Consider the following 25,623-nt stretch of genomic DNA (forward strand, 5'->3'; position numbering starts at 1 on the left):
TCTGTGACGTGTCCGAGAGCTGGGGTCAGCTTTCCGACAGTGCAACCTTCATGTCTTTAACCTGATAAATCACTTCGCCATCGGCTTCGACCCGGCCATCCGCCACACCCATGGTCAGACGGCGGGTCTGAACGGCTTTGGTGAAGTCGACATAATATGTCAGCATTTTGCGGTCGGGGCGGACCATTCCGGTCAATTTAACTTCGCCTACGCCCAGCGCATACCCACGTCCTTGCCAGCCGCGCCACCCCAGATTGAAACCGGTGAGCTGCCACAGGCCGTCAAGACCCAGACAGCCCGGCATGATCGGGTTGCCGGGGAAGTGACAGTCAAAGAACCAAAGATCCGGCGTAATATCAAACTCGGCCACCACATGGCCTTTGCCATGCGCGCCACCATCGCCCGAGATGTCGGTGATCCGATCCATCATCAGCATCGGCGGGGCGGGTAATTGTGCGTTGCCGGGGCCGAATAATTCGCCGCGGGCGCATTTCAGCAGATCATCTTTGTCAAAACTGCTAGGGAACTGGGCCATTCTGCCGCCTTTCCTGCCGAGGGTCTGTCTTTATATCTGGCCTCGTCTATCACCCGTTTGCAAGGTCCTGCAAGAGTGGTGCGCCACATCATATTGTGCGTATACCCATCTTTGCGAATGAATTTCATTTGAAATTCCCAACTATGCGCCCCTATAAATAAAAGCAGCAACTATGGGTATCGGACAGATGACACCTCAGAGCCAGGAAATAGCAACGGGTTGGCTGGTGAATGCCGGCTTGCGGCCGACGCGTCAGCGTGTGGCGCTTGCTGAGCTTTTGGTGGGCGATGGTCGTCATCGCCATGTGACTGCAGAAAGCCTGTTTGAATCCGCTAAAGCAAACGGTGATGCCGTTTCCCTTGCAACGGTCTATAACACCCTTCGTGCCTTTTGCGATGCAGGCGTTCTGCAGGAAATTACCGTGGATGGATCGAAAAGCTATTTCGACACCAATACCCACGATCACCCCCATTTTTATTGGGAAGACGAGGCCCGTCTGAGTGATGCGCCCTCGGATCAGCTGGTGATTCATCGCTTGCCCGAGGCGCCCGAAGGGGTCGAGATCGCGTCAGTCGACGTAGTGATCCGACTGCGCAAGAAATAGGGCTTCAATCCTGCTTCAAACGATCTGTTAGAACGCGTTCGACCTGATCAATAACCGGGTCGGCGGGTCCTGTGCCGTGGCGCGCCAGTACAACAGACTCTGCGGCATCCGGGTCGGTGATTGGAATGCCGATTAGATGCCGGTTGTCATAGCTGACAGGACTAGGCGGGCTGGCATAGCTGATTCCGATTCCTTCTCCATGAGCAGCAAGGCTGCGCTGAATTTCCAGTGACGCTGCACGGTGCGCGACTGTTGGGCGCAGACCTTTGCGACGAAACAGGCCGAGGATATGTTGCGCCGAAAGCCCTTCGGTTGACAGGATCAAGGGGTGGGTCGCGACGTCTGCCAGGGTAACACCATTCGTTGATGCCAACGGATAGTCCGGGGACATCAAAGCTTTTGGTCTGCTGTCAAATAGTTTTGCACGGGCGAACCCGGCATCCATGGTCAGATCATATGTAATCGAAATGTCGATCTGTCCGGCGATCATGCCATTCAACAATCCTTGGAAGGACGCGGCGACATAGCTGATCGCGAGATTTGGAAAAGCAACGCGCAATTGATGCAGGGCGGGGGCCAGCAGAAACGGGGCGAGATCCGTGAAACACCCCAACCGCAATTGAGTCATTCCCGGTGTGGGGGTCTCAGACGTTTCGATTCGGGCTGCGTCATTCAACAATGCCTCGGCCTGTTCGATAAACCTGCGCCCCTGTGGGGTCAGAGCCATGGCTGCACCCCGGCGGCGGGAGAACAGCGGATGGCCAATATGTTCTTCAACACGTGTCAGCGCAGTAGACAGGGCGGGTTGCGACACATTCAGGTGCTGCGCCGCCGACGAGAGGCTGCCATGGCGCCCGATTGCGCAGACGTATTCGTATTGGCGAAGTGAAATATATAACATGAAGTTATTTATAACTTCGAAAGATATGATTTGAACAGAATGCATGTTCGGATCAAAACCGGGACATAGCCAAAGGAGACCCGGATGCCTCACCCACTTGTTTCTCAAGCGATGATCGATACCTATCAGCAAGATGGCGTTGTCCTGATCAAGGGATTGTTCGCTGATTATGTCGATCAACTGCGCGACGGCGTGGCGGCAAATATGGCTGAGCCCGGCCCTTATGCGTCTGAAAACAAGAAGTCCGGCGAAACAGGGCGTTTCTTTGATGATTATTGCAATTGGACCCGGATTCCCCAGTTCCGTGAGGTCATCGAAAAGTCGCCCGCCGCCGAGGTCGCAGCTGATCTGATGCAATCGCAAAGCGTTCAGATGTTCCACGATCACGTGCTGGTCAAAGAGCCAGGCACATCGATGGCCACCCCCTGGCATCAGGACGGGCCGTATTACTTTGTTGAGGGCCAACAGACCATCAGCTTCTGGTCTCCACTGGATACGGTGCGGCAGGCAACGCTGCGCTGTGTCGCCGGATCGCATCAATGGGAGAAAGAAGTTCTACCGACCCGTTGGGTGTCAGAGGAGGGGTTCTTCCCGGATGAAGGCCAGTACATTCCCGTCCCGGACCCAGATGCCGAAGGCATGAGGGTTGTTGAATTCGAAATGGAGCCTGGTGATGCCATGGCGTTCAACTATCGCACGTTGCACGGCGCGCGAGGCAATCAGTCGGACAGCCGTCGCCGTGCATTCTCGCTGCGACTGGTCGGGGATGACGCGCGTTACGTTGAACGCCCGGGCCGGACCTCGCCCCCGTTCCCCGGTCACGACATGACACCGGGTCAGCGCCTGCGCGAGGATTGGTTCCCTATGCTGTTGCAACGCTGAAGAGCCTCAGAACCACTGACCTGATTCGATCAAACCCAGATCCAGGAGCTGGCGGGACTGCCATTTAAACGGCACCGAGTTTCGCCAGCGAAAACTGGGAATATCGAATGTGGAGCCTGCATTTTTCTTCAAGGCTTTTGCCGCCCGAAAAGAGCATATGGCCGCAGTCATGTTGTGATGCCAGGGGCAGGAATAGGTGTTGTATTCCGGTTCATTGAACGTGTGGTCAGGCTGTAGCACCAAACCTTTTTGCGATTTGAACAGGGCAATCCGATCGATACGGCGGCGCTCGTATGGAATGTACTCTTCAAAGCGCCAGCGCAAACCGCCCGAGATATCCACCTGGCGATCCAACGGTTGGCCGCTTGGGTCGTGGCGGGTATGGGCATAATAGCCCGTGCTGTCGAACAGTGCCTGATCGGGAGCGACTCCGTTGGGAAAAGCGCTCAGATCATCAGCATAAAGGTCGATGACATAGCTGAGCATGGCATGGCGCCGTTCTTCGCTGTGAAAGGCCAGCATTTCGCCGACGCTACGTGTTTCGCAGAAGGGAAAGAATAAGTATTCGGCGTTGTAACAGTAATACATCCAAAGGCCGGGCGCGGCCTGTATAATCCTGTTTATGGTGTCAAACACCACGGTTCGGGGCGTGCATTTCAGCGTGATCCGATGCACGTGATCGGCCAGTTCCGGGTCGAGAGCGAGGTTCTGAGGCATAAACACAAGCACCGACTTGAACCCCAACCTCAGGTGATGCCGCACGGTGCTGTCCAGCTCGACTTCGTCTTCTGCAAAAATCAATGCGATGGGCCCTTTGGCCAATGCAGTCTGACCCGATTTCAGAAAATGGTCCGGGGATTTGTACTTCATCGCGTGTTTTCGGTTTTGCGTTGCTGGAAAGTCCCGCCAAATTCGGGTAATTGCGCCCGCATTGCAAGCGGCGTTCGAAGCATATAGACGACGCCGGTCCCGCGAATGCAAAGGCCCGATCCATGTCTGAACCGAAGAAGCTGTTTATCAAGACCTATGGCTGTCAGATGAATGTCTATGACAGTGAGCGCATGTCCGAGGCTTTGGGCGGGCAGGGCTATGTTGAAACCAAAACGCCCGATGATGCGGACATGATCCTTCTGAACACCTGCCACATTCGCGAAAAGGCCGCGGAAAAGGTGTATTCCGAACTGGGTCGGTTCAAGGGTCTGAAGGCCGAGAAGCCGGATCTGAAAATCGGCGTTGCGGGATGTGTCGCGCAGGCCGAGGGTGAAGAGATCATGCGCCGCCAGCCTCTGGTCGATCTGGTCGTTGGCCCGCAAAGCTATCATCGCTTGCCAGAGATGGAGGCCAAGACACGCGCCGGGGAAAAGGCGCTGGATACGGATTTTCCCGAAGAAGACAAGTTCGAGAAGCTAAAGAACCGCCCCAAGGCCAAGCGAGGCCCGACGGCGTTTCTGACTGTTCAGGAAGGTTGTGACAAGTTCTGCGCCTTCTGCGTCGTGCCCTATACACGTGGTGCTGAGGTCAGCCGCCCGACTGATCGCATTATTCGCGAAGCGCATGATCTGGTTGAGCGCGGCGTGCGCGAAATCACTCTGCTGGGGCAGAATGTGAATGCCTATCACGGCGCGGGCCCGAACGGGGACATGACTTTGGCCGGTCTGATCTGGGAGTTGAACAAGGTCGACGGGTTAGAGAGGATTCGCTTTACTACCTCACACCCCAACGACATGGCCGATGATCTGATCGAGGCACATGGCACCTGCGACAAGCTGATGCCTTACCTGCACCTGCCGGTGCAGTCGGGCTCGGACCGCATTCTCAAGCGGATGAATCGCAGCCACACGGCCGAAAGCTATTTGCGTCTGATCGAAAGAATTCGCGCGGCGCGCCCGGATATTGTGATGTCCGGCGACTTTATCGTCGGTTTCCCCGAAGAGACGGAAGAGGATTTCCAGGCGACCATATATTTGGTCGAAGCGGTCAAATACGGCTACGCATATTCGTTCAAATACTCGACCCGCCCCGGAACGCCAGCGGCCGAACGGTCCCAAGTGGACCCTGCGGCGGCGGATGAACGGTTGCAAAGGCTTCAAGCACTGATCACTCGGCATCAGCGGGAAATTCAGGATGCCATGGTGGGCCGTACTGTGCGTGTTCTGTTCGAAAAGCCGGGCCGCCTGCCCGGACAGATGGTCGGAAAATCCGAGTATCTTCATTCGGTTCACGTAAAAGGTCTCGAGATCGCGATTGGAGATTTGAAAGAAGTTCGGATCACCGAGTCGGGTGCAAATTCACTGGCAGGTGAGTTGCTGTAGATCGTCAAATATCCACCAGCCAGCCACCATAATTGGTGTTTGTTTCCAAAATTTACCCTTGATTTATCGCTGGGAACTATGTTCGGAGAAGGGCCAAGTTTTTCCGGGCGTGAAGTTTTGCGTGCAAAAAACGGTTTTAGGCCAATCTTGCGGCCGGAGTTATGGAGGCACGAGTGACGACCCTTACGAACTTCAGGATTTCAAAACTTGGCAGAACATTGCCTGCGGCATCGGTTGCCACTCTTCTTGCCAGTGCGACAATAGCAGGTGATCTGAAGGAAACTGTGACGGAACCCGAAGTGATCAGCCCGTCCAGATTCGGCAGCGACGTCAGCGCTTTCTATCTGGGTTTGGCCGGTGGGTATGGCGCGGGTGGCGATGATCGTTTCGGCCTCAGGACACCCGCCGGATTGTTCGATATCGGCGAACAGGATTTGTCCGGATCTTACGGAGAGATTCGTGGAGGCTGGCGCGGCATCCTGCCCGCCAGAGGTGGCCGTGATTACGTATATGGCTTTGAAATCGGGTATCAGCTCGGATCCTTCGATGACAGTGTCGGTGCCCGGATTGGAGGTTTCGATGTTCAGGGTGGGACCGAGGTGTCAGATGTGCTGGCGATCCGGTTTAGAAATGGTCTGACCAACCGCAGCGGACGAATCCTGTACTTTGTCAGCATCGGCTATTTGTGGGGTGACGTTGACACGACCAACAGCATCACATCAGGGAGTTCGACGCAGAATTTCGCGGTTACTGATCGGCGGAACGGATACTCGGCCAGCATCGGGGCCGAACATAAACTGAGCGACAGCTGGTCGATTACCGGTGAATACGAGTACGTCCAATTCGACTCGAAAACCATTGCGTTCAGCTCGGGGTTTTCCACTAAGTCGACACCTAAATATGGCGGCCTGAGATTTGGGCTGAACTACACCTTTTGATGTAGACCCGAACGGCATATTTCGGCTGTTTTGTCATCCAAGCACTAATTTTTGAAACTGTGGCTTGCGCCCACCGAGTTTTGTTGTCTACGCTCGGGGTGAACAGCCAAGACAGGAGAACGGATTGGCCATCGGTGCCCTGACCCCACCGCAAGATGAAATGCCCCAGCGCGAGGCGTTTGTAGAATTTCCCGACAACCGATTGTTGATTGACCTGTGTGGTGAATATGACCGCAATCTGACGGATATTGAAAGCAAGCTTTCCGTCCAGATTGTACGTCGTGGCAATCAGCTTGTTGTCATGGGGGATGAAGATGCTCAGAAACACGCCGTGGAGGTTCTGCAGTCGCTCTATACTCGCCTGGAAGGTGGGCGCGAGGTAGAGGCTGCGGATGTAGATCGCGAGCTCCGCATGGGGGCCTCGGAACAAGGCACTGGCTCCCGCGACGGCGATCAGCTTGAAATGTTCAAGGGCGGATCGGTCGAGATCAAGACCCGCAAGAAACTGGTTGAACCGCGCACGGATGCCCAAAAGGCCTATGTTCAGTCGCTCTTCCAGAACGAGTTGGCCTTTGGCATTGGTCCTGCGGGAACGGGGAAAACGTATCTGGCGGTGGCTGTGGGTGTTTCGATGTTCATCGGCGGCCACGTGGATCGAATCATCCTGAGCCGCCCAGCGGTCGAAGCGGGTGAAAAGCTGGGCTACTTGCCCGGTGACATGAAGGACAAGGTCGATCCGTATATGCAGCCGCTCTATGATGCGCTGAACGACTTCCTGCCGGGCAAGCAACTGGCCAAGCTGATTGAGGAAAAACGAATCGAAATCGCTCCGCTGGCATTCATGCGCGGTCGAACGCTGGCGAACGCCTTTGTGGTTCTGGACGAGGCGCAGAATGCGACGACCATGCAGATGAAGATGTTCCTGACCCGTTTGGGTGAGGGTAGTCGTATGGTGATTACCGGCGACAGGTCGCAAGTTGATCTGCCGCGCGGGGTGCAGTCAGGCTTGGCGGATGCTGAAAGGTTGTTGAAAACGATACCAAATATCAGCTTCAACTACTTCACCTCAAAAGACGTCGTTCGTCACCCGCTTGTCGCCGCCATCATCGAAGCGTATGAGGCCGATGCGGGCCGCGATACCAGTTGAGTGCAAGGCCCTTTGCAAGGGCTGATGTGCGGTAAGATGAAGCTGGAACTCACTGTCGAAGACAATCGGTGGCAAGGTCTTGAGGCTTTGTCGCATAAGGCGATTTCTGCTGTTTTGACGTTTGTCGAGCTGGACTCTGAGGTCTGTGAAGTCAGCGTTCTGGGCTGCGACGATGCGCGGATCGCAGACCTGAATACAGAGTTTCGCGGCAAGCCAAGTGCCACCAATGTTCTGAGTTGGCCAGCCGAGGATCTGGCCCCGGAAGAGCCGGGTCAGGAGCCGGTTTCACCGGAGCCGGACTTTACAGGTGAAATCCCCTTAGGTGATATCGCGATTTCTTTCGACACCTGCGCGCGTGAGGCGGCGGAGGCTGGGAAGGCGATGGACGATCACGTGATCCATTTGCTTGTTCACGGAACGTTGCATTTACTGGGGTATGATCACATTCGTGATCCCGATGCCACCCTGATGGAGGGGATTGAGGTCGAGATACTTGGCAAATTAGGTATCGATGACCCATATAAGGTATGAAGGGGTCAGATGACCCGATCAGTTGGAACAGGATAATGGGCGAGACAGACGGCAGTTCTAGGGCAGCGCACAGCGCGCAACCACAGGACAGCAGCAATGCGACCGAAGAGAAAAGCGGTTTCTTTTCAAGGATCATAGATGCGTTTTCGGGTGATGAGTCCCAACCGCAACCGGTGTTGAACGGGCAGGATGCAACGGTACCCCAATCCCGAGGGATGATTAACCTGCGTCGGATGCGCGTGGAAGATGTCGCCATTCCTACGGCAGAAATCATTTCAGTCCCTTCGACGATCTCCAAGGATGAACTGGCGGATGTCTTTCGCGAAAGCGGGCTTTCCAGAATCCCGGTCTATGAAGGCACGCTGGATACGCCGCTGGGGTTCGTCCACCTCAAAGACTTTGCCTTGACTCATGGGTTCAATGGCGGAGGTAGCAACTTTGATCTCGTTTCGATGCTGCGCACGCTGCTTTTCGTGCCGCCTTCAATGCCGATCGGCGTTCTGCTGACCAAAATGCAGACGGAGCGACGCCATATGGCGTTGGTGATCGATGAGTACGGTGGCGTTGATGGCCTGCTGACCATCGAGGACCTGATCGAGCAGGTCGTAGGTGAAATCGCAGACGAACATGATGCAGATGAAGATCAGCTTTGGGTGCAAGAGAAGCCCGGCTGTTATGTCGTTCAGGCCCGTGTCCCTCTTGAGGATTTCGAGGCCGAGATTGGCCGCTCGCTGACCAGCCATGAAGACGTGGATGAAGAAGAAATCGATACTCTGGGCGGCTTGGTTTTCATGTTGTCGGGCCGTGTGCCCGCACGGGGAGAGGTTGTGATCCACCCTGAAGGACCGGAATTTGAAGTCATCGACGCTGATCCGCGACGTATAAAAAGGCTTCGCGTCATGCTGCCGGACATCGCTGCATGACCCCCACGCGGGGCTGGCCTTTCCCGCTGAGGTTACTGGCCGTCGCCATGCTTGGCGGAGTGGCGGGGTTTGGTTTGGCGCCTTATGGCTATTGGGCACTTACTATCCTGTCTCTGATCCTGATCGTACCGATTTTTCTGGCCAGTGAAACCCGCGCGCGGGCTGGCTGGATAGGTTGGGTATTTGCGACGGGCTATTTCGCGCATGCGCTTAGTTGGATCATCGAGCCGTTTCAGGTGGACGCGGAACGCCACGCCTGGATGGCACCGTTTGCGCTGTTATTTATGGCAGGTGGCCTCGCCCTGTTCTGGGCCGTTTCTTTTTGGATGTCTCGCCGCCCGGGCGCGTCACCTTTTCGCCAAAGCTTGCTCTTGATCGTTACCCTGTCCTTGGCTGAACTGGCCCGAGGCTACGTGCTAACCGGTTTCCCTTGGGCAGGGGTTTCGCAGGTCTGGATCGAAACACCAGTGGCGCAATTGCTGTCTTTGTTCGGGCCGTTTGGGTTAAACGCCCTGACGTTCGCTGCGACCTTCCCAATCGGTTCGGCAATGATGCACCCCAGACCTTTTCGAGGGCTGGTGCAGTCACTGGTATTTACAGCCGGATTGGCCGTCGTCGCGTTAAGCTATGCCGCGATACGGCCAACGGTTCACGACGGACCGCACGTCGTTCGGGTGGTGCAACCAAATGCGCCTCAGCATCAAAAATGGGATCCGGCATACGCCCCTTTGTTCTTTTCAAGGCAGATTGAGTACACCGCCGCCCGGCCAGAGCCTGATCTGATCGTTTGGCCTGAAACTGCTGTGCCCGCTTGGCTTGGCAGTGCACAACCGTTTTTAGCCGCGATTGCAGATGCCGCGCAGGGAACCCCGGTTGTACTGGGCATACAGCGCGGAGACGGGCCGAGGATTTTCAACTCGATGATCCAACTTGATGCCAACGGGCAGCAGGCAGGGCTTTATGACAAACACCATCTGGCCCCTTTCGGAGAATATGTTCCTTTCGGCGACCTGTTGGGGCGTTTTGGCATTCACGGAATGGCAGCAACGACGGGCCATGGATTCAGCGCGGGCCCTGGCCCCGAATTGATGGATATGGGAGAGCTGGGGAATGCTCTGCCGCTGATCTGCTACGAAGCCGTTTTTCCACAAGATGTAAACGGTGCATCGGGGCGGGCGGATTTCCTTTTGCAGATCACCAATGATGCCTGGTTCGGAACCCGATCTGGCCCGTATCAGCATATGGTTCAAGCTCGGATGAGGGCGATCGAACAGGGCCTGCCGATGATCCGTTCAGCGAATACTGGTATATCGGCCATGATCGACCCTCTGGGCCGTGTCACGGCCTCTTTGTCTTTGGGCGAGGGCGGATATCTCGATGCCGTCCTTCCATTGCCGCAACAGTCGACTATTTATTCGCGGACAGGAGACAGTGCCGTTCTTGTGATCCTTTTGTTTCTTGGCGCCATCATCCTATTCAGTGCTCGCTTGCGCGAGAACTATTAGAGATTGACCGCACCTGCACGTGGGCGTATGCGTCTTTGACCTGTCACAACGGCTTCCTGGCGTGGCAGAGAAACCCTAATGGAGCACATTTATGTCCCGACAGAACTATACTTTTACTTCGGAGTCCGTTTCCGAAGGGCACCCTGACAAGGTCTGTGACCGCATTTCGGATGCCGTCCTTGACGCATTTCTGAATGAAGAACCCGAAGCACGTGTGGCCTGCGAGACCTTTGCCACGACCAACCGTGTCGTTATTGGCGGCGAAGTCGGCCTGTCGGATAAAGACAAGCTGCACGACTACATGGGTCGTATTGAAGAGATTGCCCGCGATTGTATCAAAGACATTGGCTATGAGCAGGACAAGTTTCACCACGAAACCGTCGAGGTAACAAACCTGCTGCACGAACAATCCGCTCACATTGCACAAGGTGTTGATGCTGCGGATAACAAAGACGAAGGTGCAGGCGACCAGGGCATCATGTTTGGTTACGCCACAACCGAAACCCCCGCGCTTATGCCCGCACCGATCCAGTACTCGCACGCTATCCTGCGTCGTCTGGCCGAAGTGCGCAAAAGCGGTGCCGAACCTGCGCTGGGCCCCGATGCCAAGTCACAATTGTCCGTCATCTATAATGATGGCAAGCCGGTCGGCGTAAGCTCGGTCGTTTTGTCGACGCAGCATCTGGATGAAGCGCTGACATCCGATGACATCCGCGAAATCGTTGAACCCTATATTCGCGAAACTCTGCCCGAAGGCTGGTTGTCTGCTGATACTGAATGGCATGTGAATCCGACGGGCAAATTCGTGATTGGTGGCCCGGATGGCGACGCAGGTTTGACCGGTCGCAAGATCATTGTTGACACATATGGTGGCGCGGCCCCGCATGGCGGCGGCGCGTTCTCGGGCAAAGACCCGACCAAGGTGGACCGTTCCGCTGCTTATGCCGCACGTTACCTGGCTAAGAACGTTGTCGCTGCTGGCATGGCAGAGCGTTGCACGATCCAGCTGAGCTATGCGATTGGCGTTTCCAAGCCGCTGTCGATTTATGCTGACACGTATGGAACAGGTCACGTTTCAGATGAAGTTATCGAAAAGGCCGTTGGGCAGGTCATGGATCTGACACCGCGCGGCATTCGTGAGCATCTGCAAATGAACAAGCCGATCTATCAGCGCACTGCAGCTTACGGCCATTTTGGGCGTGAACCTGATGCAGATGGCGGCTTTAGCTGGGAACGCACTGATCTGGTTGACGCGCTGAAAGCCGCAGTCTGATCCAAACAGAAAGAAAGCGCGCCTGTCGGGCGCGCTTTTTTGTTGCGGGCACGTCGCGCACTTGCAACGCCAAGGCCCGCGCAGTATGGCCACCGCCATGAGCACCGAGACCCCACAACGCCCGCGCAGAAATTTCTATGGCCGCTTCAAGGGTAAGACCCTGAAGCCCAGCCAAAAGACTTATCTGAATGAAGACTTGGCCGCGCTGTCGCCAGGTGCCGTGGATTGGGAAACCAACCCCGAACGCAACCCATTGGACTTGGATGGGCTGTTCGGAGGCAAGCCTGTTTGGCTTGAAATTGGCTTTGGCGGCGGTGAACATCTGGTGCATCAGGCGCAAAGCAACCCGGATATCGGCATCATCGGGGCAGAACCTTATATCAACGGTGTTGCGATGCTGCTGGGTAAAATCCGGCAAGCGGGGGTCGAGAACCTGGCTGTACATCCCGGCGATGCGCGCGATCTGTTCGATGTGTTGCCCGAAGCCAGCATCTCGCGCGCCTTCCTGCTCTATCCGGACCCTTGGCCAAAGACCCGCCATCATCGCCGCCGTTTTGTGACGCCTGAACATCTGGAGCCATTGGCAAAGGTGTTGAAGCCGGGTGCGATCTTTCGCGTTGCCACCGACATTCCCGACTATGTGCGCCAAACGCTGGAAGAAGTTCCACGCGCGGGATTCGAATGGCTGGCGGAACGCCCAGCGGATTGGCGTGAGCCCTGGAATGACTGGATTTCAACCCGATACGAACAAAAAGCCCTGCGGGAAGGGCGGGTGCCACATTACCTGACCTTCCGTCGGATTGAACCCTGATCAGTTTCAAATTTCTGTAATCCTGAACACTATGTTAGTCTGTGTGCGGAGCACGCATTTCAGCATTGTTTTTTCCAGGATTGCCATGTCTGACATACGGATCACGAACTGCCACACGCACCTGTTTCACGCGCGCCATGTGCCCGAGGATTACCCTTATCCGGCGCTCAGGCCATTCAAGAAGATGCCTTGGCTGATCAAAGCCCTGGCATTTGGTGCCCGTGTGGTTGGTCAGCATACAGCCGCCGAGAAACTGGACAGGCTCTATCGCTTTCAGCAGGAAACGGACGCGGGCAGCCAGCGAGATATTCTGGACAACCTGAGGCGACACTATCCGAGCGATACCCGCTTTGTCGTCCTGCCAATGGAGATGTCAGCCTTTGGCTTTGGGACGCCAGAGGTTTCCTTGAGCGCGCAACATGACGAGTTGGCGAAGCTGTCTGGCGACCCCGAGGTCGGCCGATCAGTGATACCCTTTGCAACGATTGACCCGCGGGCGGACCCGCAGGCCACAGAACTCTGGCGGGCCATCGATGGTTTGAAGTTTCGCGGCCTAAAACTCTATCCGCGTCTTGGATTCGCACCGGACGATCCGGTTCTAATGCAGCATGTTTACCCACGGTTAGAAGAGTTGAACCTGCCGGTCATGTCGCATTGCTCACGCGGCGGCGTTCAGGGGCGCTATCTTTCGAACTATTGGGCCGACCGCTATACCGAGCCAGAGGCGTTTATTCCCGTAATGCGTGCTCATCCCAAGCTACGGATTTGCCTGGCGCATTTTGGCGGGCAGCGGGACTGGGACGCCTATGTCAATCCGGATCGCAAGAACCCGCTGGACGACGCCTTCAACAGGAACTGGCAAGTGGCGATCCGGCAGATGATCGGCAGCGGAAATTACCCGGGCCTCTGGACGGATATCTCTTACACATTGTTCCAGTTCGAGGATTACGCCCCCTTCTTGCGCATTTTTCTAACCGGCGAGGATGAAGAAGGTGAGCGCCTCAGGTCGCGTGTCCTGTTTGGATCAGATTACTACATGACCCGGCAAGAAGCGCTGTCAGAAAAGGCGGTCTGTTTCCGGCTGCGCAACATCTTGGGCGAGGAGATTTTCCGGCAGATCGCCGAAGAAAACCCAGCGAAATGGCTGGGTGAAGCCTGAGAGACCGCTTTGCGCTCATTGCCGCTGGACCAAGCCGCTCCAATTCGCTAATCCGCCTTGAACTGATAGCGCAAAAGGAGCCCCCATGTCCGGACACGGTACGCCCAACCCGATGACTTCGCATCCCTGCGGCCCGCTGACCGGCACGGCCGAGGTGCCGGGTGACAAGTCGATCTCGCACCGATCGCTGATCCTTGGCGCGATGGCAGTGGGTGAGACCAGGATCTCGGGCCTGCTGGAGGGCGAAGACGTTTTGGACACGGCCAAGGCGATGCGGGCCTTTGGGGCTGAGGTTACGGATCACGGTGGCGGGGAATGGACCGTGCATGGCGTGGGCGTTGGCGGATTTGCCGAACCGGATCAGGTGATCGATTGCGGCAACTCAGGCACCGGCGTGCGACTGATCATGGGCGCTATGGCAACCTCTCCGATCACGGCGACCTTTACGGGCGACGCCAGCCTGAACAAACGCCCTATGGCACGGGTGACTGACCCTCTAGCCCTGTTTGGCGCGCAATCGGTTGGTCGGTCCGGGGGACGCTTGCCGATGACCATCGTGGGCGCGGCAGACCCCGTGCCGGTTCGGTACGAAGTGCCCGTACCCTCGGCCCAGGTCAAATCTGCTGTGTTGCTGGCGGGATTGAATGCCCCCGGCAAAACCGTTGTGATCGAGAAAGAAGCGACCCGCGACCATTCTGAGCGTATGCTGGCTGGCTTCGGTGCTGAGATCACGGTTGAAGATACCGATGAAGGTCGTGTCATTACCCTGACAGGACGTCCTGAATTGAAGCCGCAGGTTATCGCCGTGCCGCGTGATCCGTCCAGCGCGGCCTTCCCAGTGTGCGCTGCGCTGATCACACCCGGCTCGGATGTGCTAGTGCCCGGCATTGGCCTGAACCCGACCCGCGCTGGCCTGTTCACCACACTGCGTGAGATGGGTGCAGACCTGACTTACGAGAATGAGCGCGAGGAGGGTGGCGAGCCTGTTGCCGATCTGCGTGCAAAATATTCGCCGAACATGAAGGGGATCACCGTGCCGCCAGAACGCGCGGCTTCGATGATCGATGAATATCCTGTGCTGTCCGTGGTTGCGGCCAACGCAACCGGCACCACGATGATGGGCGGTGTAAAAGAGCTGCGCGTCAAGGAAAGCGACCGCATCGACGCCATGGCGCGTGGCCTGCGCGCAAACGGTGTGACGGTGAATGAGGGTGACGATTGGTGGTCGGTCGAAGGGCTGGGTATCGGCAACGTTCCCGGGGCCGGCACCTGCGAAAGCTTTCTGGATCACCGCATTGCCATGTCTTTCATGGTGATGGGCATGGGCGCGCAGAAGCCAGTTAGCGTGGACGATGGCGGCCCGATTGCAACGTCTTTCCCGATTTTTGAACCGTTGATGGCATCGCTGGGTGCTAAGGTCGAACGCTCGTGAGCTTCACAGTCGCGATTGACGGGCCTGCGGCTGCAGGCAAGGGCACAATCTCAAAGGCCGTTGCAGCACATTTTGGGTTTGCCTATCTGGACACAGGGCTGCTCTATCGTGCGGTAGGTCGACGTGTTTTGAAGGGTGTCGATCCTGTCGACGCGGCAAAGGCTTTGACCGCCGAAGAATTGTCGCAAGGCGATCTGCGCACTGCCGAAATCGCACAAGCCGCGTCCAAAGTAGCGGTCATTCCCGAGGTCCGCGCCGCGTTGGTGGATTTTCAACGCGCCTTTGCCCGTAGGGCTGGGGGGGCTGTTTTGGATGGGCGTGATATCGGGACGGTGATTTGTCCAAATGCCGAGGTGAAGTTGTTTGTGACGGCCAGCGCCGAAGTGCGTGCCGAACGCCGGTATCTTGAGCTCAGCGCCAAGGGTGCTGACGTGACGCGCGAACAGGTTCTGTCAGATGTCAAAGAACGCGACGCGCGCGACGCTGAGCGCAGCACTGCTCCGATGAAACCTGCGGAAGATGCGGTTCAGGTGGACACAACAGATCTGAGTATCGAGGCCGCATTGGCAAAAGCGCTAGACGCCATCAACGAAAAATTGCCCGCAGCGCACTGACGCCGCGAGCAAAGGTTTGGCTCTTACAGCTCGCCCACGGCAACGCTTTTGATGTTTGCCCACTGATCGTCAGCAGTTTTTGCCGTAGAGACAACGTCTTTCAGAAAGGCTGCGCGGGTTTCAGCATTCAGGAAAAGGTACAGTTTGCCGTCTGCCACCAGGTACTGATCCGGATCGCCGTCAAATTTCTTGCCAACTGATACGCCGAACGAGCAGAAGCCGCCATGCTGCGGCAAGAAAGCCGCCGGGTTCGCCTCAAACGCTTCCCGGTTAGCTGCGGTCGTGAAGTAGTAAGAAGCACCGTCATAAGTTGCTGAGTGGGTTGCGAAGCCTTCCACGGGATTGCCTTCATTGACCAGTGCAACCAGATCAACGCCGTGCGCGGCCAGCGGCGCACCTGCGGCCGAGATGCCGTTGGAGACGTTGATCTCGTCAGCGGCAAAGGCCGGTGTGGATAGGGCGACAGCAGCCGCAAGAACGGGCAGGATGAGCGATTTCATAGTGGTTTTCCTTTTGATTTCAGTTTCGGACCGACCGGTGTGTCGACCGATGAAAAACAGTTAAGGTTAAGCTTCTGAACGTGTAATCTCAGAAAGAACGCGTTATTTTGCAGATCGTACAATTGACAGAATTATTGGGCTTCGCAGATCACTAAGCTTTGTTTGGCCAGTTTGAGCTTCACTGCTTATTGTCAAAGCATGTCTGCAGGAGTGACCTCATGTTTCGCTTAGCCATCTTTCTGATTTTCGCCGCCGGAAGCCTTGCTGCGCAGGAGGTCGCGCCCGAAGCCTCGCCTGATGGCCTAAATGCCGAGCCTCCAATGACATACGAGCGGCTGGGTAATATCCTTTTTGCACTGGACCCCGAAGCACAGCCCCATGGGCCTGGATTTCAGATGACAGTGGCCGGTGTTCAGGTTTTGGTCATCACTGACATCAATGCAGATCGGATGCGAGCCATGGTTGCGGTCGGCAATGCCGCAGATCTGTCCGAAGAAGACTTGACCCGGGTGATGCAGGCCAATTTCGACAGCACTCTGGACGCGCGTTATGCGATTGCAAATGGCATATTGTGGGCTGCGTTTATCCACCCTTTGTCGTTGCTGGAAAAGGATCAGCTAATCTCGGGGTTGGCGCAGACGGTGAATATCGCGAAGACGTATGGCACGCTTTATTCCGGCGGGGCTGCGGAATTTGGTGGGGGTGACAGTACGGATCTGCAACGTGCCCTGATCGAAGAGCTTTTGAAGAAGGGTGAAGAAATCTGACCGGCGCCTGAACCCAGCGCATGTCCTTATCTTAATCCGCTTCATTCGTACCGCTCTGCTGCGTTATTTGCGCGGCCAGGAAAGATTCCACATGCCACAGATCGCGTCGTGCCCGCCAAGAAAAGTCGCTTACCCGCAGATACGGTTCAAGCCGGTCGCATATGCGTGCGCAATATGCCGCGATAAGCCCTAGATGGACGCTGGAAAGCTGTTATAGTTTCCCTCAAGCAAAAAAGGGAAAGCTGCCAAATAACCCCAAAAAAGGGGGAAGCAGCTGCAAAATCCCCCGAGCCAACAGGGACAAAACCACATGAATAATCGTCTGAACCAAATCACCATCGTGGGCGGCGGCACGGCGGGATGGATGACCGCGCTGATCCTGGACATGGTGTTTTCCCGAACGTCGTCGCAAAAAGATCGCCCACGGATCTGCCTGATTGAGAGCCCCAATATATCGACCGTCGGGGTGGGCGAGGCCACGGTGCCCCGCATGCCTGTGACGCTGCGCCAGGCAGGCATTACAGAGCGGGATTTTTTCCGCGAAACCAACGCATCCTTCAAGCTGGGCGTGAAGTTCTGCAATTGGAACAAGGACCGCAAGGGTAATCGTATCGACTATGTGAATCCCTTTGCACACGGCCAGATGTTGGAAGGTTTGGATGCTGCCGAGTATTTCCTGCGGTTCGGCAATGGGGATCGGGACTTTACCCAGTCAATCTCGCCGCACGACGATCTGGGTCGGCTGTGCAAGGGCGCACGACAGTTGGGCCAGCCCGAGTTTGAGCAGCGGTTTGGTTACGCTTACCATCTGGATGCAGTGAAATTTGCCGGGATGCTGACCAAGGTCTGCACAGATCGAGGTGTTGAACATATCCGGGATGAGGTGCAATCAGTTGAACTGGATGAACAGGGCAATGTCAGCCATCTGACGCTCGAGCGTAGGGGTCGCCATGACATCGAGATGGTTATTGACTGCACTGGTTTCCGCGGATTGATCATCAACAAGGCGCTGGGCGAGCCGTTTTTGGATTACTCGGATTACCTGCCCAATGATCGCGCCATGGCGTTGCAGATCGAACATCCCAATCCGAAAAAGATCGAGAGCCTGACACGATCCACCGCACTTGGCGCGGGCTGGACATGGCGGGTGCCGCTCTACAACCGTGTGGGCACGGGGTATGTGTTCTCATCGGCGCATCGAACCGATGATCAGGCGGCGGATGAGTACCTCGAATGGCTTGGGGACAGCGGCAAGGGTTTGACGCCGCGTGTCATTCCGATGCGCGTTGGACGTGTGCGCAATGCCTGGGTCAAGAACTGTGTCGCTATTGGTCTGTCTGGCGGGTTCATCGAACCGCTGGAAAGTACCGCGATCCACATGATTGATCATGCGGTGCGCTGGTTCGCCGAGCATTTGCCAACGCGCGCCATCGAGCCATCGCTGCGCGCAAGATATAATCGGCAGATGGACAAGATGTACAACGAGGTGCTGGAGTTTATCTGCCTGCACTACCGTTTGGGCAATCGCACGGACGATCCCTATTGGATTGATGCGCGGACACAGATGAAGGTGCCGGACCGGTTGGCCGAGAATTTGGAGCTATGGCAGCACCGCCTGCCAATGGATCACGATGTGGAATTCGCCACGCTTTTTGACCACCGCGTGTATCAGACGGTTCTGTTGGGCAAGCAGGTCTATGATACGGGTTATGGGCCAGGCATCCGGGATCGAGTGCGACCATTGAAGAAGGTGATCTGGTATCAGGGTATGCAGCGCGCGAAGGAAGATCTTGCTCAGATCATCAGATCAATGCCTGACCACAAAACGCTGCTGCGCGATATCCGCGGCGAGCTGGAGCGCCCTACCTTTGGCAAGGCGAAGGTAGCGCAACCGACTGTTGCGATGCCCGGCACCACGCCAGCGCCTGTTAGGATTCAGAACATGCCGAACTTTGCAGAAATCCAAAGCGGTGCAAAAGATCTGCAGTTGTTCTAGAGGCCCTTTGAGCCCGGGGCAGAACCCACTTTGGCAAAAATGAAGGTTGGGGTGAACGCCCCTGCCTCAAGCTCGTCTTGGGTGGGCGAAAAAGCAGCCTAGTAGGCACTTGCGCAACCTATTATCGTTATGTAATTACATAATGAATGTGAAGGATATGTGCATTGCAAAGACAGTCAGATCACGGCTGCAAATTCCGCCGAAATCTGCGGACCGGCCTCAAACGTCGGCAAAGAGAAACTGCACCGATGCAGGTTTATGACTCGCTGCCGCCGGGGTTGCGGCAATGGTTGGCTGCTGCCAGTTTGCCGTGGAGCCCGGTGTCCGCTCAGAAAATATGGAACCGGGCCGGAGGTGCACGCGATCCGTCTGCCGCGTTGATGCGCTTGGATGAGATAGAACAGGCGATGTTGCAGCGCGATGCCGGGGTTTGGAGCGCCAAACGCTGAACAGCCCTCTGAAAAGACCTGCCGAACCTTGAAAACATGGGCTTTACCCTTGCACATGTCGAGGAATCCGCCTATACGCGCGCTGTCGATACAAGGGCGGTCAACGTCCGGATGACGTTTCTGAGCAGGGCCGGGTTACCTCGGCCCTTTGTGTTTGTTTGCTCAGGGGTGCACCGGGTCACGCCAGACGGCATCATGAAACAAGACCGGCGGAGACAACCGCTCGGCCAGCAAAAACGTACTGTAAAGGAAAACAACGCCACATGGCTAACGCATCCATGGAGGAATTCGAAGCCCTCCTTAACGAAAGCTTCGAAATGGACACACCCGAAGAGGGTTCTGTTGTCAAAGGCAAGGTTCTGGCGATCGAAGCCGGCCAGGCCATCATCGACGTAGGCTACAAAATGGAAGGCCGCGTTGATCTGAAAGAATTCGCAAATCCCGGCGAAGCCCCTGAAATCGCTGTTGGTGACGAGGTCGAAGTCTACCTGCGCGCCGCAGAAAACGCCCGTGGCGAAGCCGTCATCTCACGCGAGATGGCCCGCCGTGAAGAGGCATGGGACCGTCTGGAAAAAGCATATGCCGACGACCAGCGCGTCGAAGGTGCGATCTTTGGCCGCGTCAAAGGTGGCTTCACTGTCGATCTGGGTGGCGCAGTTGCGTTCCTGCCCGGTTCGCAGGTTGACGTTCGCCCTGTGCGCGATGCTGGCCCGCTGATGGGTCTGAAGCAGCCGTTCCAGATTCTGAAAATGGACCGCCGCCGTGGCAACATCGTTGTTTCGCGCCGCGCAATCCTGGAAGAATCGCGTGCCGAACAGCGCGCCGAAGTCATCGGCAACCTGTCCGAAGGTCAGACCGTCGAGGGTGTTGTCAAGAACATCACCGAATACGGTGCATTCGTTGACCTGGGCGGCGTTGACGGCCTGCTGCACGTCACCGACATGGCATGGCGTCGTGTGAACCACCCGTCCGAGATCCTGACGATCGGCGAAACCATCAAGGTTCAGGTCATCAAGATCAACAAAGAAACCCACCGCATCAGCCTGGGCATGAAGCAGCTGCAGGAAGATCCGTGGGATCTGGTTGCTGCGAAATACCCGCTGGGCTCGGTCCATCAGGGTCGCGTCACCAACATCACCGACTACGGCGCGTTCGTCGAGCTGGAAGCCGGTGTCGAAGGTCTGGTGCACGTCTCCGAGATGTCCTGGACCAAGAAAAACGTCCACCCCGGCAAGATCGTTTCGACCAGCCAGGAAGTCGACGTCATGGTTCTGGAAATCGACGGCGCCAAGCGTCGCGTGTCTCTGGGCCTGAAGCAGACTCAGCGCAACCCATGGGAAGTGTTTGCAGAAACTCACCCCGAGGGCACCGAGGTCGAAGGCGAAGTCAAGAACATCACCGAATTCGGTCTGTTCATTGGCCTCGAAGGCGACATCGACGGCATGGTTCACCTGTCGGATCTGTCCTGGGACGAGCGTGGCGAGGATGCGATCCAGAACTACCGCAAAGGCGACGTCGTTCAGGCGGTTGTCTCGGAAGTGGATGTCGAGAAAGAGCGTATTTCGCTGTCGATCAAAGCCCTGGGCGGTGACAAGTTCGCCGAAGCCGTGGGCGGCGTGAAACGTGGCTCGGTTATCACTGTCGAAGTGACCGCAATCGAAGATGGCGGCATCGAGGTCGAGTACGAAGGCATGAAGTCGTTCATCCGTCGTTCCGACCTGTCGCGTGACCGTGCCGAACAGCGCCCCGAGCGTTTCTCGGTCGGTGACAAGGTCGACGTCCGCGTCACCAACGTTGACAGCAAGACCCGCCGTCTGGGCCTGTCGATCAAGGCACGCGAGATCGCCGAAGAGAAAGAGGCCGTGGAACAGTACGGTTCTTCCGATTCGGGCGCGTCGCTGGGCGATATCCTGGGTGCAGCGCTGAAGTCGGGCGACTAATTCCGGGACACATCCCAAACAAGCTTTTCGGCCTCGCGCTTCAGCGCGGGGCCGTTTTTGTTGCGAATCAAGGTTTTCCAATCGGCCGTGTTAATTTCGGTAATGTTTGCGCTTTAAGTGCGGAAAAACCCCTGTCCGGCAAAAAATCGCGTGAGAATATGGCAAAATAAAGCCTCAGCGCGCAGAGTATGCGTTCCCCCAAACCGGATTTTTTCCTATACTGTCAAATCAGTAGACCTGACACACCGGCTGCCTGGGAGGGTATCACGCATGATCCGTTCAGAATTGATTCAGAAAATCGCTGACGAAAACCCACATCTCTATCAGCGTGATGTTGAGCGGATTGTGAATACCGTGTTCGAAGAAGTCACCGACGCCATGGCCCGCGGCGATCGTGTTGAACTGCGTGGTTTCGGCGCGTTTTCGGTCAAAAAGCGCGATGCGCGTGTGGGGCGTAACCCACGCACAGGAGAGACGGTGCAGGTCGAGGAAAAATGTGTACCGTTTTTCAAAACTGGTAAGTTGCTTAGGGACCGATTGAACGGTAAAGCCTGACCGTATGATGCGCTACATTCGATATGCTTTTCTTGGGACGCTTGGGATCATCCTGATTTCGGTGTCTCTGGCCAATGTTGAGTCGGTTGAACTCAAGCTGATGCCGGATCCGCTGGCTGAGTTGTTGGGATTCAATCTGACCGCTTCGCTTCCGTTGTTCCTGGTGGTTCTGGGTGGTGTTGTGGCCGGTCTGATCATTGGCTTCATTTGGGAATGGATGCGTGAACACAAGCATCGCCGTGACGCGACCGCGAAGAAAAGCGAAGTGCGCAAGCTCGAGCGAGAGGTCAACAAGCTCAAGAAAAAGCAAAACGAGGGCAAAGATGACGTTCTGGCCCTTCTGGATGAGGCAAGCTGAGCCCAATTCCCATGTCCGATGTTAGGTTCAAAATCTGCGGCTTGACCGCATCTGATCACGTGCGTGCAGCCGTTGAGGCCGGGGCAGGCTATGTCGGTTTTGTTTTCTTTCCGAAATCACCTCGCCATTTGGACGTTTCGCAGGCTGCGGAACTGGCCCAAATGGTTCCGCCCGGCGTCGCCAAGGTGGCGTTGGTGGTAAACGCCACTGACGAAGAGCTGGACAGCATCGTGTCTGCGGTTCCGCTGGATATGCTGCAGTTACACGGTAAAGAGAGTCCTGAACGGGTTTCTGAGGTCCGGGACCGGTTCGGTTTGCCTGTGATGAAGGCGATAGGTGTTGCCGAGGCCGAGGATCTGGACGCAATAGATCTGTATTCCGAAGTGGCCGATCAATTGTTGATCGACGCAAAGCCGCCTCGGGGCGCGGAACTGCCAGGAGGCAACGGGCTGGCGTTTGACTGGCGCTTGCTGGCCGGTCGGAAATACTGGCGGCGTCCTTGGATGCTGGCCGGTGGTCTGACGCCGCAGAACGTTGCTGAAGCTGCCAGGATGACCGGCGCGCGGCAGGTCGATGTCTCTTCGGGCGTGGAAAGCGCGCCGGGTGTAAAGGACGCAACCCTGATCGGCGAATTTGCAGCCGCTTTGCAGTGATCTGATCCTTTAGTTGCCGCGTATCCCCGTTTGGGGAGGAAGACAGTATGTTGGCGGCAATAGGTGGTGTTTCCCTGAGACACTGGTACAACGCGCCCGAATTTTTCTGGCGCGCGGGTCAGGCGTACAGGCAAGCAAAAGGCGACCCGTTGTGTCTGCACGCAGCTGTGTTCCGGCAGGATGGGCTCTATTTTTCGCTGAGCGTTTGGCACGATATCGAGGCGATGCTGACGTTTGCACAATCGGGTCCTCATCGACGTGTCATGCTGGCAGCCGATCGGCTGGCGGATGTGAACCGGTTCTACCACTTTCCGTGCATAGGCGTGCCCTCTGCGGAACAGGCAATTCAGGTCTGGCGACAAAACATACGGGTTGCGGAATGATGCGTTTTGCCCATGGCAAATCTTGTCGCCACAACCTATGAACAACGGATACGACGAGTGGAGACACCCATGGCCAACGATCTTTTCAATTCCTTCATGTCCGGCCCTGACGAGCAAGGCCGCTTTGGCATCTTCGGCGGGCGATTTGTCAGCGAAACGCTGATGCCGCTGATCCTGTCGCTGGAAGAGGAATACAACAAAGCCAAGGATGACCCCACCTTCTGGGCCGAGATGGATGATCTTTGGGCGAATTACGTTGGTCGCCCTTCGCCGCTGTATTTTGCGGAACGCCTGACCGAGCATCTGGGTGGCGCAAAGATCTACCTGAAGCGTGACGAGCTGAACCATACCGGCGCGCACAAGATTAACAACGTGTTGGGCCAGATCATTCTGGCGCGGCGCATGGGCAAAACCCGGATCATAGCTGAAACTGGGGCAGGGCAGCACGGCGTGGCAACTGCAACCGTTTGCGCCAAGTTTGGTCTGAAATGCATCGTGTACATGGGTGCGCATGACGTTCAGCGTCAGGCCCCGAACGTGTTCCGCATGCGTCTGCTGGGGGCCGAGGTGATTCCAGTAACCTCGGGTCGTGGTACGCTGAAAGATGCGATGAACGACGCTCTGCGTGATTGGGTGACCAATGTGCGCGACACGTTCTACTGCATTGGTACCGTGGCCGGTCCGCATCCCTATCCGGCGATGGTCCGCGATTTTCAGTCGATCATCGGAAAAGAAGCGAAAGAGCAGATGATGAAGGCCGAAGGCCGTCTGCCCGATACGATCATCGCTGCCATCGGTGGTGGGTCGAATGCGATGGGTCTGTTCTACCCCTTCCTCGACGACAAAGAGGTGAACATCATCGGTGTTGAAGCTGGTGGCAAAGGTGTGAACGAGAAGATGGAGCATTGCGCTTCGCTGACCGGAGGCCGTCCGGGCGTGCTGCACGGTAACCGCACCTATCTGCTGCAGGATGATGATGGTCAGATACTTGAGGGCTATTCGATTTCGGCTGGTCTGGATTATCCGGGAATCGGGCCCGAGCATTCCTGGTTGAATGACATTGGTCGCGCCAATTATGTCTCGATCACCGACAAAGAGGCGCTTGAGGCGTTCCAGTTGTGTTGTGCGACCGAAGGCATCATCCCCGCGCTGGAGCCCAGCCACGCGCTGGCTCATGTGATGAAGATTGCGCCGGATCTGCCCAAGGATCACCTGATCTGCATGAACATGTGCGGTCGAGGCGACAAAGACGTTCAGACAGTGGCGAAATATCTGAATTTCGACATGTCTGACACCGAAGGCCGCACGGCTGACTAAAGTAAAGCCGCAGATGTTGCCACGGTTTTTCATTTCCGGGCAGCTGCACTGTGGAACTCGTCTTTTGATTGAGTCGTCTAAAGCCAGGAAGCGCGTGGTTCTCAGCTAGCAGTTGGCATGAATACGCGCGTTTCCTGATCGGACAAAGACTGACGAAATCCCTTCAACTGTTGCAATTTTGCTAGTTTTTGCCGGGTTCGATTGTCCTTTTGTAACCGCTTCTGCGTACGTTGCTATGCAGTGGTTTTAAGCCCAAATCCCTCAATAATAGCCATTTGTATTGCGTGGCGCTTATGTACTGCAAAACAAGCAAAACACATTCGCTGCACTAAGTGCTTAGTCGAGCAACTTCAAATTCTATACAACTTATAAGAATTGTTTTAACGTTTTGATAATCGGCTTATGGGGGCCGGTTTTTTGGGGATGTCTCTACTTGTTGGAACAAGAGGTGACACGCTTGGGTTGCTGTTTTGACTCAAGCCACTCTTTGTTTGGCGCCCATGGAATGCTGTAGGAGGTAAAATGGTAAGGTCTGCTATGTTGAGGTTTTTGAGCCTCGTGCTTCTGGTTGCAGCGCTTTTGCTTGGTGGAACGAAACAGGGTGCAGCACTTGGCACCAATTTCATAGCGCAGAACAACCCTACGCCCAGCGGCGGCAATATTGCGATTTCCAATAATCCAGTACTGTCCTTGGCCTTCGTTTCTGCTGGAGGTGCTGTCCCGGCAGGCACGTTTTACAACTTCGGATCCGTATCTACGGCGCTGCCAGCAATCACGCCTGCCACGCTGACAGGGCTTGGTTGGATCAACCCGACTATTATCAGCCAGGATGGGGCGGATTCGACTTATGCAGCAGATGGATACATGGGGTTTGTATTCACAGCGCAGGAAACCGCAGGCGGGCCGCTTTTTCGGTACGAATTCGCGCTGTCCGGTGTGACGAACACGGTTCCAATCAACACACGGACGCTTGTGGACACAACCCAACCGACGGCCACAATCGGTGCACTGACAGCCACCGGAAACGGTACGTTTCAAGCGTCGATCACTCTTAGCGAGCCCAGCACCGATTTCTCGGTGGGTGATCTGGCTTTGACCAACGCTACAGCGACATTGTCCGGGTCGGGCAGCAACTATA

General features: G+C 56.2%; 27 protein-coding genes and 1 riboswitch. Of the genes, 23 read left to right on the forward strand and 4 right to left on the reverse strand.

The window, feature by feature from the left end; genetic code table 11:
- Positions 1-25: 25 nt before the first annotated feature.
- Complete coding sequence (fabA, locus tag GOV89_RS20565) at positions 26-535, reverse strand: bifunctional 3-hydroxydecanoyl-ACP dehydratase/trans-2-decenoyl-ACP isomerase (RefSeq protein ID WP_093964585.1); 510 nt, start codon at positions 533-535, stop codon at positions 26-28.
- A 187-nt stretch (positions 536-722) separates the two neighbouring features.
- Here fabA and irrA point away from each other — a divergent pair, with 187 nt between their 5' ends.
- Positions 723-1,139 carry an iron response transcriptional regulator IrrA gene (irrA, locus tag GOV89_RS20570; RefSeq protein WP_171238965.1) on the forward strand — a complete coding sequence of 139 codons (417 nt, stop codon included), beginning with the start codon at positions 723-725 and terminating at the stop codon, positions 1,137-1,139.
- A gap of 4 nt (positions 1,140-1,143) precedes the next feature.
- Here irrA and GOV89_RS20575 read toward each other — a convergent pair whose 3' ends face one another.
- A complete protein-coding gene (locus tag GOV89_RS20575) occupies positions 1,144-2,040 on the reverse strand; it encodes a LysR family transcriptional regulator (protein WP_171238949.1) in 897 nt (298 codons plus the stop codon).
- 84 nt (positions 2,041-2,124) lie between these two features.
- Between GOV89_RS20575 and GOV89_RS20580 the strand changes: the two genes are divergently transcribed.
- A complete protein-coding gene (locus GOV89_RS20580; protein ID WP_171238950.1) occupies positions 2,125-2,922 on the forward strand; it encodes a phytanoyl-CoA dioxygenase family protein in 798 nt (265 codons plus the stop codon).
- Between the two features lie 6 nt (positions 2,923-2,928).
- On the opposite strand, the gene GOV89_RS20585 is transcribed toward GOV89_RS20580, so the two are convergent.
- The gene (locus GOV89_RS20585; RefSeq protein WP_171238951.1) at positions 2,929-3,792 is read right to left on the reverse strand and encodes a glycosyltransferase family 2 protein; all 864 of its coding nucleotides are present in this window, start codon (positions 3,790-3,792) and stop codon (positions 2,929-2,931) included.
- Between the two features lie 122 nt (positions 3,793-3,914).
- Here GOV89_RS20585 and miaB point away from each other — a divergent pair, with 122 nt between their 5' ends.
- From miaB to cmk, 11 genes are all read left to right on the forward strand, one after another.
- Positions 3,915-5,234, forward strand: coding sequence for a tRNA (N6-isopentenyl adenosine(37)-C2)-methylthiotransferase MiaB (gene miaB, locus GOV89_RS20590; protein WP_171238952.1), 1,320 nt, complete (start codon positions 3,915-3,917; stop codon positions 5,232-5,234).
- A gap of 173 nt (positions 5,235-5,407) precedes the next feature.
- On the forward strand, positions 5,408-6,172 hold the full coding sequence (locus GOV89_RS20595; RefSeq protein ID WP_348540065.1) for an outer membrane beta-barrel protein: 765 nt from the start codon (positions 5,408-5,410) through the stop codon (positions 6,170-6,172).
- Between the two features lie 124 nt (positions 6,173-6,296).
- Positions 6,297-7,319: a PhoH family protein gene (locus tag GOV89_RS20600; protein ID WP_171181457.1), complete on the forward strand. Its 1,023-nt coding sequence runs from the start codon at positions 6,297-6,299 to the stop codon at positions 7,317-7,319.
- Between the two features lie 36 nt (positions 7,320-7,355).
- Positions 7,356-7,850 (forward strand): rRNA maturation RNase YbeY, encoded by a 495-nt coding sequence (gene ybeY, locus GOV89_RS20605; RefSeq protein ID WP_171181455.1) that lies wholly within the window; start codon positions 7,356-7,358, stop codon positions 7,848-7,850.
- Positions 7,851-7,885: 35 nt separating this feature from the next.
- Entirely contained in the window at positions 7,886-8,773 is an 888-nt protein-coding gene (locus GOV89_RS20610; protein ID WP_171181446.1) for a hemolysin family protein, read from the forward strand.
- Positions 8,770-10,278, forward strand: coding sequence for an apolipoprotein N-acyltransferase (gene lnt / locus GOV89_RS20615; RefSeq protein ID WP_171238953.1), 1,509 nt, complete (start codon positions 8,770-8,772; stop codon positions 10,276-10,278). The genes GOV89_RS20610 and lnt overlap by 4 nt, the downstream gene beginning before the upstream one ends.
- A gap of 37 nt (positions 10,279-10,315) precedes the next feature.
- A riboswitch (SAM-SAH riboswitch) is annotated at positions 10,316-10,364 on the forward strand.
- Between the two features lie 5 nt (positions 10,365-10,369).
- Positions 10,370-11,551 carry a methionine adenosyltransferase gene (gene metK / locus GOV89_RS20620; protein ID WP_171181442.1) on the forward strand — a complete coding sequence of 394 codons (1,182 nt, stop codon included), beginning with the start codon at positions 10,370-10,372 and terminating at the stop codon, positions 11,549-11,551.
- A 97-nt stretch (positions 11,552-11,648) separates the two neighbouring features.
- Positions 11,649-12,362, forward strand: coding sequence for a tRNA (guanosine(46)-N7)-methyltransferase TrmB (gene trmB, locus GOV89_RS20625; RefSeq protein ID WP_171238954.1), 714 nt, complete (start codon positions 11,649-11,651; stop codon positions 12,360-12,362).
- Between the two features lie 85 nt (positions 12,363-12,447).
- Positions 12,448-13,521, forward strand: coding sequence for an amidohydrolase family protein (locus GOV89_RS20630; RefSeq protein ID WP_171238955.1), 1,074 nt, complete (start codon positions 12,448-12,450; stop codon positions 13,519-13,521).
- A gap of 85 nt (positions 13,522-13,606) precedes the next feature.
- Positions 13,607-14,953, forward strand: coding sequence for a 3-phosphoshikimate 1-carboxyvinyltransferase (gene aroA / locus GOV89_RS20635; RefSeq protein ID WP_171238956.1), 1,347 nt, complete (start codon positions 13,607-13,609; stop codon positions 14,951-14,953).
- Positions 14,950-15,567, forward strand: a complete 618-nt coding sequence (gene cmk, locus GOV89_RS20640) for a (d)CMP kinase (RefSeq protein WP_171238957.1) — start codon at positions 14,950-14,952, stop codon at positions 15,565-15,567. The genes aroA and cmk overlap by 4 nt, the downstream gene beginning before the upstream one ends.
- A 23-nt stretch (positions 15,568-15,590) precedes the next feature.
- On the opposite strand, the gene GOV89_RS20645 is transcribed toward cmk, so the two are convergent.
- Positions 15,591-16,067: a YHS domain-containing (seleno)protein gene (locus GOV89_RS20645; RefSeq protein ID WP_171238958.1), complete on the reverse strand. Its 477-nt coding sequence runs from the start codon at positions 16,065-16,067 to the stop codon at positions 15,591-15,593.
- 218 nt (positions 16,068-16,285) lie between these two features.
- Here GOV89_RS20645 and GOV89_RS20650 point away from each other — a divergent pair, with 218 nt between their 5' ends.
- The 10 genes from GOV89_RS20650 to GOV89_RS20695 all read left to right on the forward strand — a co-directional run.
- Complete coding sequence (locus tag GOV89_RS20650; protein WP_171238959.1) at positions 16,286-16,834, forward strand: hypothetical protein; 549 nt, start codon at positions 16,286-16,288, stop codon at positions 16,832-16,834.
- 310 nt (positions 16,835-17,144) lie between these two features.
- Positions 17,145-18,830: a tryptophan halogenase family protein gene (locus GOV89_RS20655; protein ID WP_171238960.1), complete on the forward strand. Its 1,686-nt coding sequence runs from the start codon at positions 17,145-17,147 to the stop codon at positions 18,828-18,830.
- Positions 18,831-18,994: 164 nt separating this feature from the next.
- Positions 18,995-19,279 (forward strand): DUF6525 family protein, encoded by a 285-nt coding sequence (locus tag GOV89_RS20660; protein WP_256368565.1) that lies wholly within the window; start codon positions 18,995-18,997, stop codon positions 19,277-19,279.
- Between the two features lie 263 nt (positions 19,280-19,542).
- Entirely contained in the window at positions 19,543-21,219 is a 1,677-nt protein-coding gene (rpsA, locus tag GOV89_RS20665; protein WP_068337749.1) for a 30S ribosomal protein S1, read from the forward strand.
- A gap of 270 nt (positions 21,220-21,489) precedes the next feature.
- A complete protein-coding gene (gene ihfB, locus GOV89_RS20670; protein WP_050603110.1) occupies positions 21,490-21,774 on the forward strand; it encodes an integration host factor subunit beta in 285 nt (94 codons plus the stop codon).
- Between the two features lie 7 nt (positions 21,775-21,781).
- Positions 21,782-22,132: a lipopolysaccharide assembly protein LapA domain-containing protein gene (locus GOV89_RS20675; protein ID WP_171235358.1), complete on the forward strand. Its 351-nt coding sequence runs from the start codon at positions 21,782-21,784 to the stop codon at positions 22,130-22,132.
- A gap of 11 nt (positions 22,133-22,143) precedes the next feature.
- Positions 22,144-22,785: a phosphoribosylanthranilate isomerase gene (locus tag GOV89_RS20680; protein WP_171238961.1), complete on the forward strand. Its 642-nt coding sequence runs from the start codon at positions 22,144-22,146 to the stop codon at positions 22,783-22,785.
- Between the two features lie 47 nt (positions 22,786-22,832).
- Positions 22,833-23,168: a hypothetical protein gene (locus GOV89_RS20685; protein ID WP_171235356.1), complete on the forward strand. Its 336-nt coding sequence runs from the start codon at positions 22,833-22,835 to the stop codon at positions 23,166-23,168.
- A 69-nt stretch (positions 23,169-23,237) separates the two neighbouring features.
- Positions 23,238-24,485: a tryptophan synthase subunit beta gene (gene trpB / locus GOV89_RS20690; protein WP_171235355.1), complete on the forward strand. Its 1,248-nt coding sequence runs from the start codon at positions 23,238-23,240 to the stop codon at positions 24,483-24,485.
- Between the two features lie 522 nt (positions 24,486-25,007).
- A partial coding sequence (locus GOV89_RS20695; RefSeq protein WP_171238962.1) for an Ig-like domain-containing protein occupies positions 25,008-25,623 on the forward strand: 616 nt, incomplete at its 3' end.

It is taken from the genome of Ruegeria sp. HKCCA5763 (assembly GCF_013034545.1).
Taxonomy (GTDB): domain Bacteria; phylum Pseudomonadota; class Alphaproteobacteria; order Rhodobacterales; family Rhodobacteraceae; genus Ruegeria.

What these genes read in the sequence shown, in the direction of transcription:
- ihfB (WP_050603110.1), top strand. Translation starts at nt 21,490, where the DNA reads ATGATCCGTTCAGAATTGATTCAGAAAATCGCTGACGAAAACCCACAT.
- GOV89_RS20650 (WP_171238959.1), top strand. Translation starts at nt 16,286, where the DNA reads ATGTTTCGCTTAGCCATCTTTCTGATTTTCGCCGCCGGAAGCCTTGCT.
- miaB (WP_171238952.1), top strand. Translation starts at nt 3,915, where the DNA reads ATGTCTGAACCGAAGAAGCTGTTTATCAAGACCTATGGCTGTCAGATG.
- GOV89_RS20585 (WP_171238951.1), bottom strand. Translation starts at nt 3,792, where the DNA reads ATGAAGTACAAATCCCCGGACCATTTTCTGAAATCGGGTCAGACTGCA.
- ybeY (WP_171181455.1), top strand. Translation starts at nt 7,356, where the DNA reads ATGAAGCTGGAACTCACTGTCGAAGACAATCGGTGGCAAGGTCTTGAG.
- rpsA (WP_068337749.1), top strand. Translation starts at nt 19,543, where the DNA reads ATGGCTAACGCATCCATGGAGGAATTCGAAGCCCTCCTTAACGAAAGC.
- trmB (WP_171238954.1), top strand. Translation starts at nt 11,649, where the DNA reads ATGAGCACCGAGACCCCACAACGCCCGCGCAGAAATTTCTATGGCCGC.
- GOV89_RS20630 (WP_171238955.1), top strand. Translation starts at nt 12,448, where the DNA reads ATGTCTGACATACGGATCACGAACTGCCACACGCACCTGTTTCACGCG.
- GOV89_RS20645 (WP_171238958.1), bottom strand. Translation starts at nt 16,067, where the DNA reads ATGAAATCGCTCATCCTGCCCGTTCTTGCGGCTGCTGTCGCCCTATCC.
- GOV89_RS20580 (WP_171238950.1), top strand. Translation starts at nt 2,125, where the DNA reads ATGCCTCACCCACTTGTTTCTCAAGCGATGATCGATACCTATCAGCAA.
- trpB (WP_171235355.1), top strand. Translation starts at nt 23,238, where the DNA reads ATGGCCAACGATCTTTTCAATTCCTTCATGTCCGGCCCTGACGAGCAA.
- GOV89_RS20675 (WP_171235358.1), top strand. Translation starts at nt 21,782, where the DNA reads ATGCGCTACATTCGATATGCTTTTCTTGGGACGCTTGGGATCATCCTG.
- GOV89_RS20655 (WP_171238960.1), top strand. Translation starts at nt 17,145, where the DNA reads ATGAATAATCGTCTGAACCAAATCACCATCGTGGGCGGCGGCACGGCG.
- lnt (WP_171238953.1), top strand. Translation starts at nt 8,770, where the DNA reads ATGACCCCCACGCGGGGCTGGCCTTTCCCGCTGAGGTTACTGGCCGTC.
- aroA (WP_171238956.1), top strand. Translation starts at nt 13,607, where the DNA reads ATGTCCGGACACGGTACGCCCAACCCGATGACTTCGCATCCCTGCGGC.
- GOV89_RS20680 (WP_171238961.1), top strand. Translation starts at nt 22,144, where the DNA reads ATGTCCGATGTTAGGTTCAAAATCTGCGGCTTGACCGCATCTGATCAC.
- GOV89_RS20575 (WP_171238949.1), bottom strand. Translation starts at nt 2,040, where the DNA reads ATGTTATATATTTCACTTCGCCAATACGAATACGTCTGCGCAATCGGG.
- GOV89_RS20610 (WP_171181446.1), top strand. Translation starts at nt 7,886, where the DNA reads ATGGGCGAGACAGACGGCAGTTCTAGGGCAGCGCACAGCGCGCAACCA.
- irrA (WP_171238965.1), top strand. Translation starts at nt 723, where the DNA reads ATGACACCTCAGAGCCAGGAAATAGCAACGGGTTGGCTGGTGAATGCC.
- GOV89_RS20685 (WP_171235356.1), top strand. Translation starts at nt 22,833, where the DNA reads ATGTTGGCGGCAATAGGTGGTGTTTCCCTGAGACACTGGTACAACGCG.
- fabA (WP_093964585.1), bottom strand. Translation starts at nt 535, where the DNA reads ATGGCCCAGTTCCCTAGCAGTTTTGACAAAGATGATCTGCTGAAATGC.
- metK (WP_171181442.1), top strand. Translation starts at nt 10,370, where the DNA reads ATGTCCCGACAGAACTATACTTTTACTTCGGAGTCCGTTTCCGAAGGG.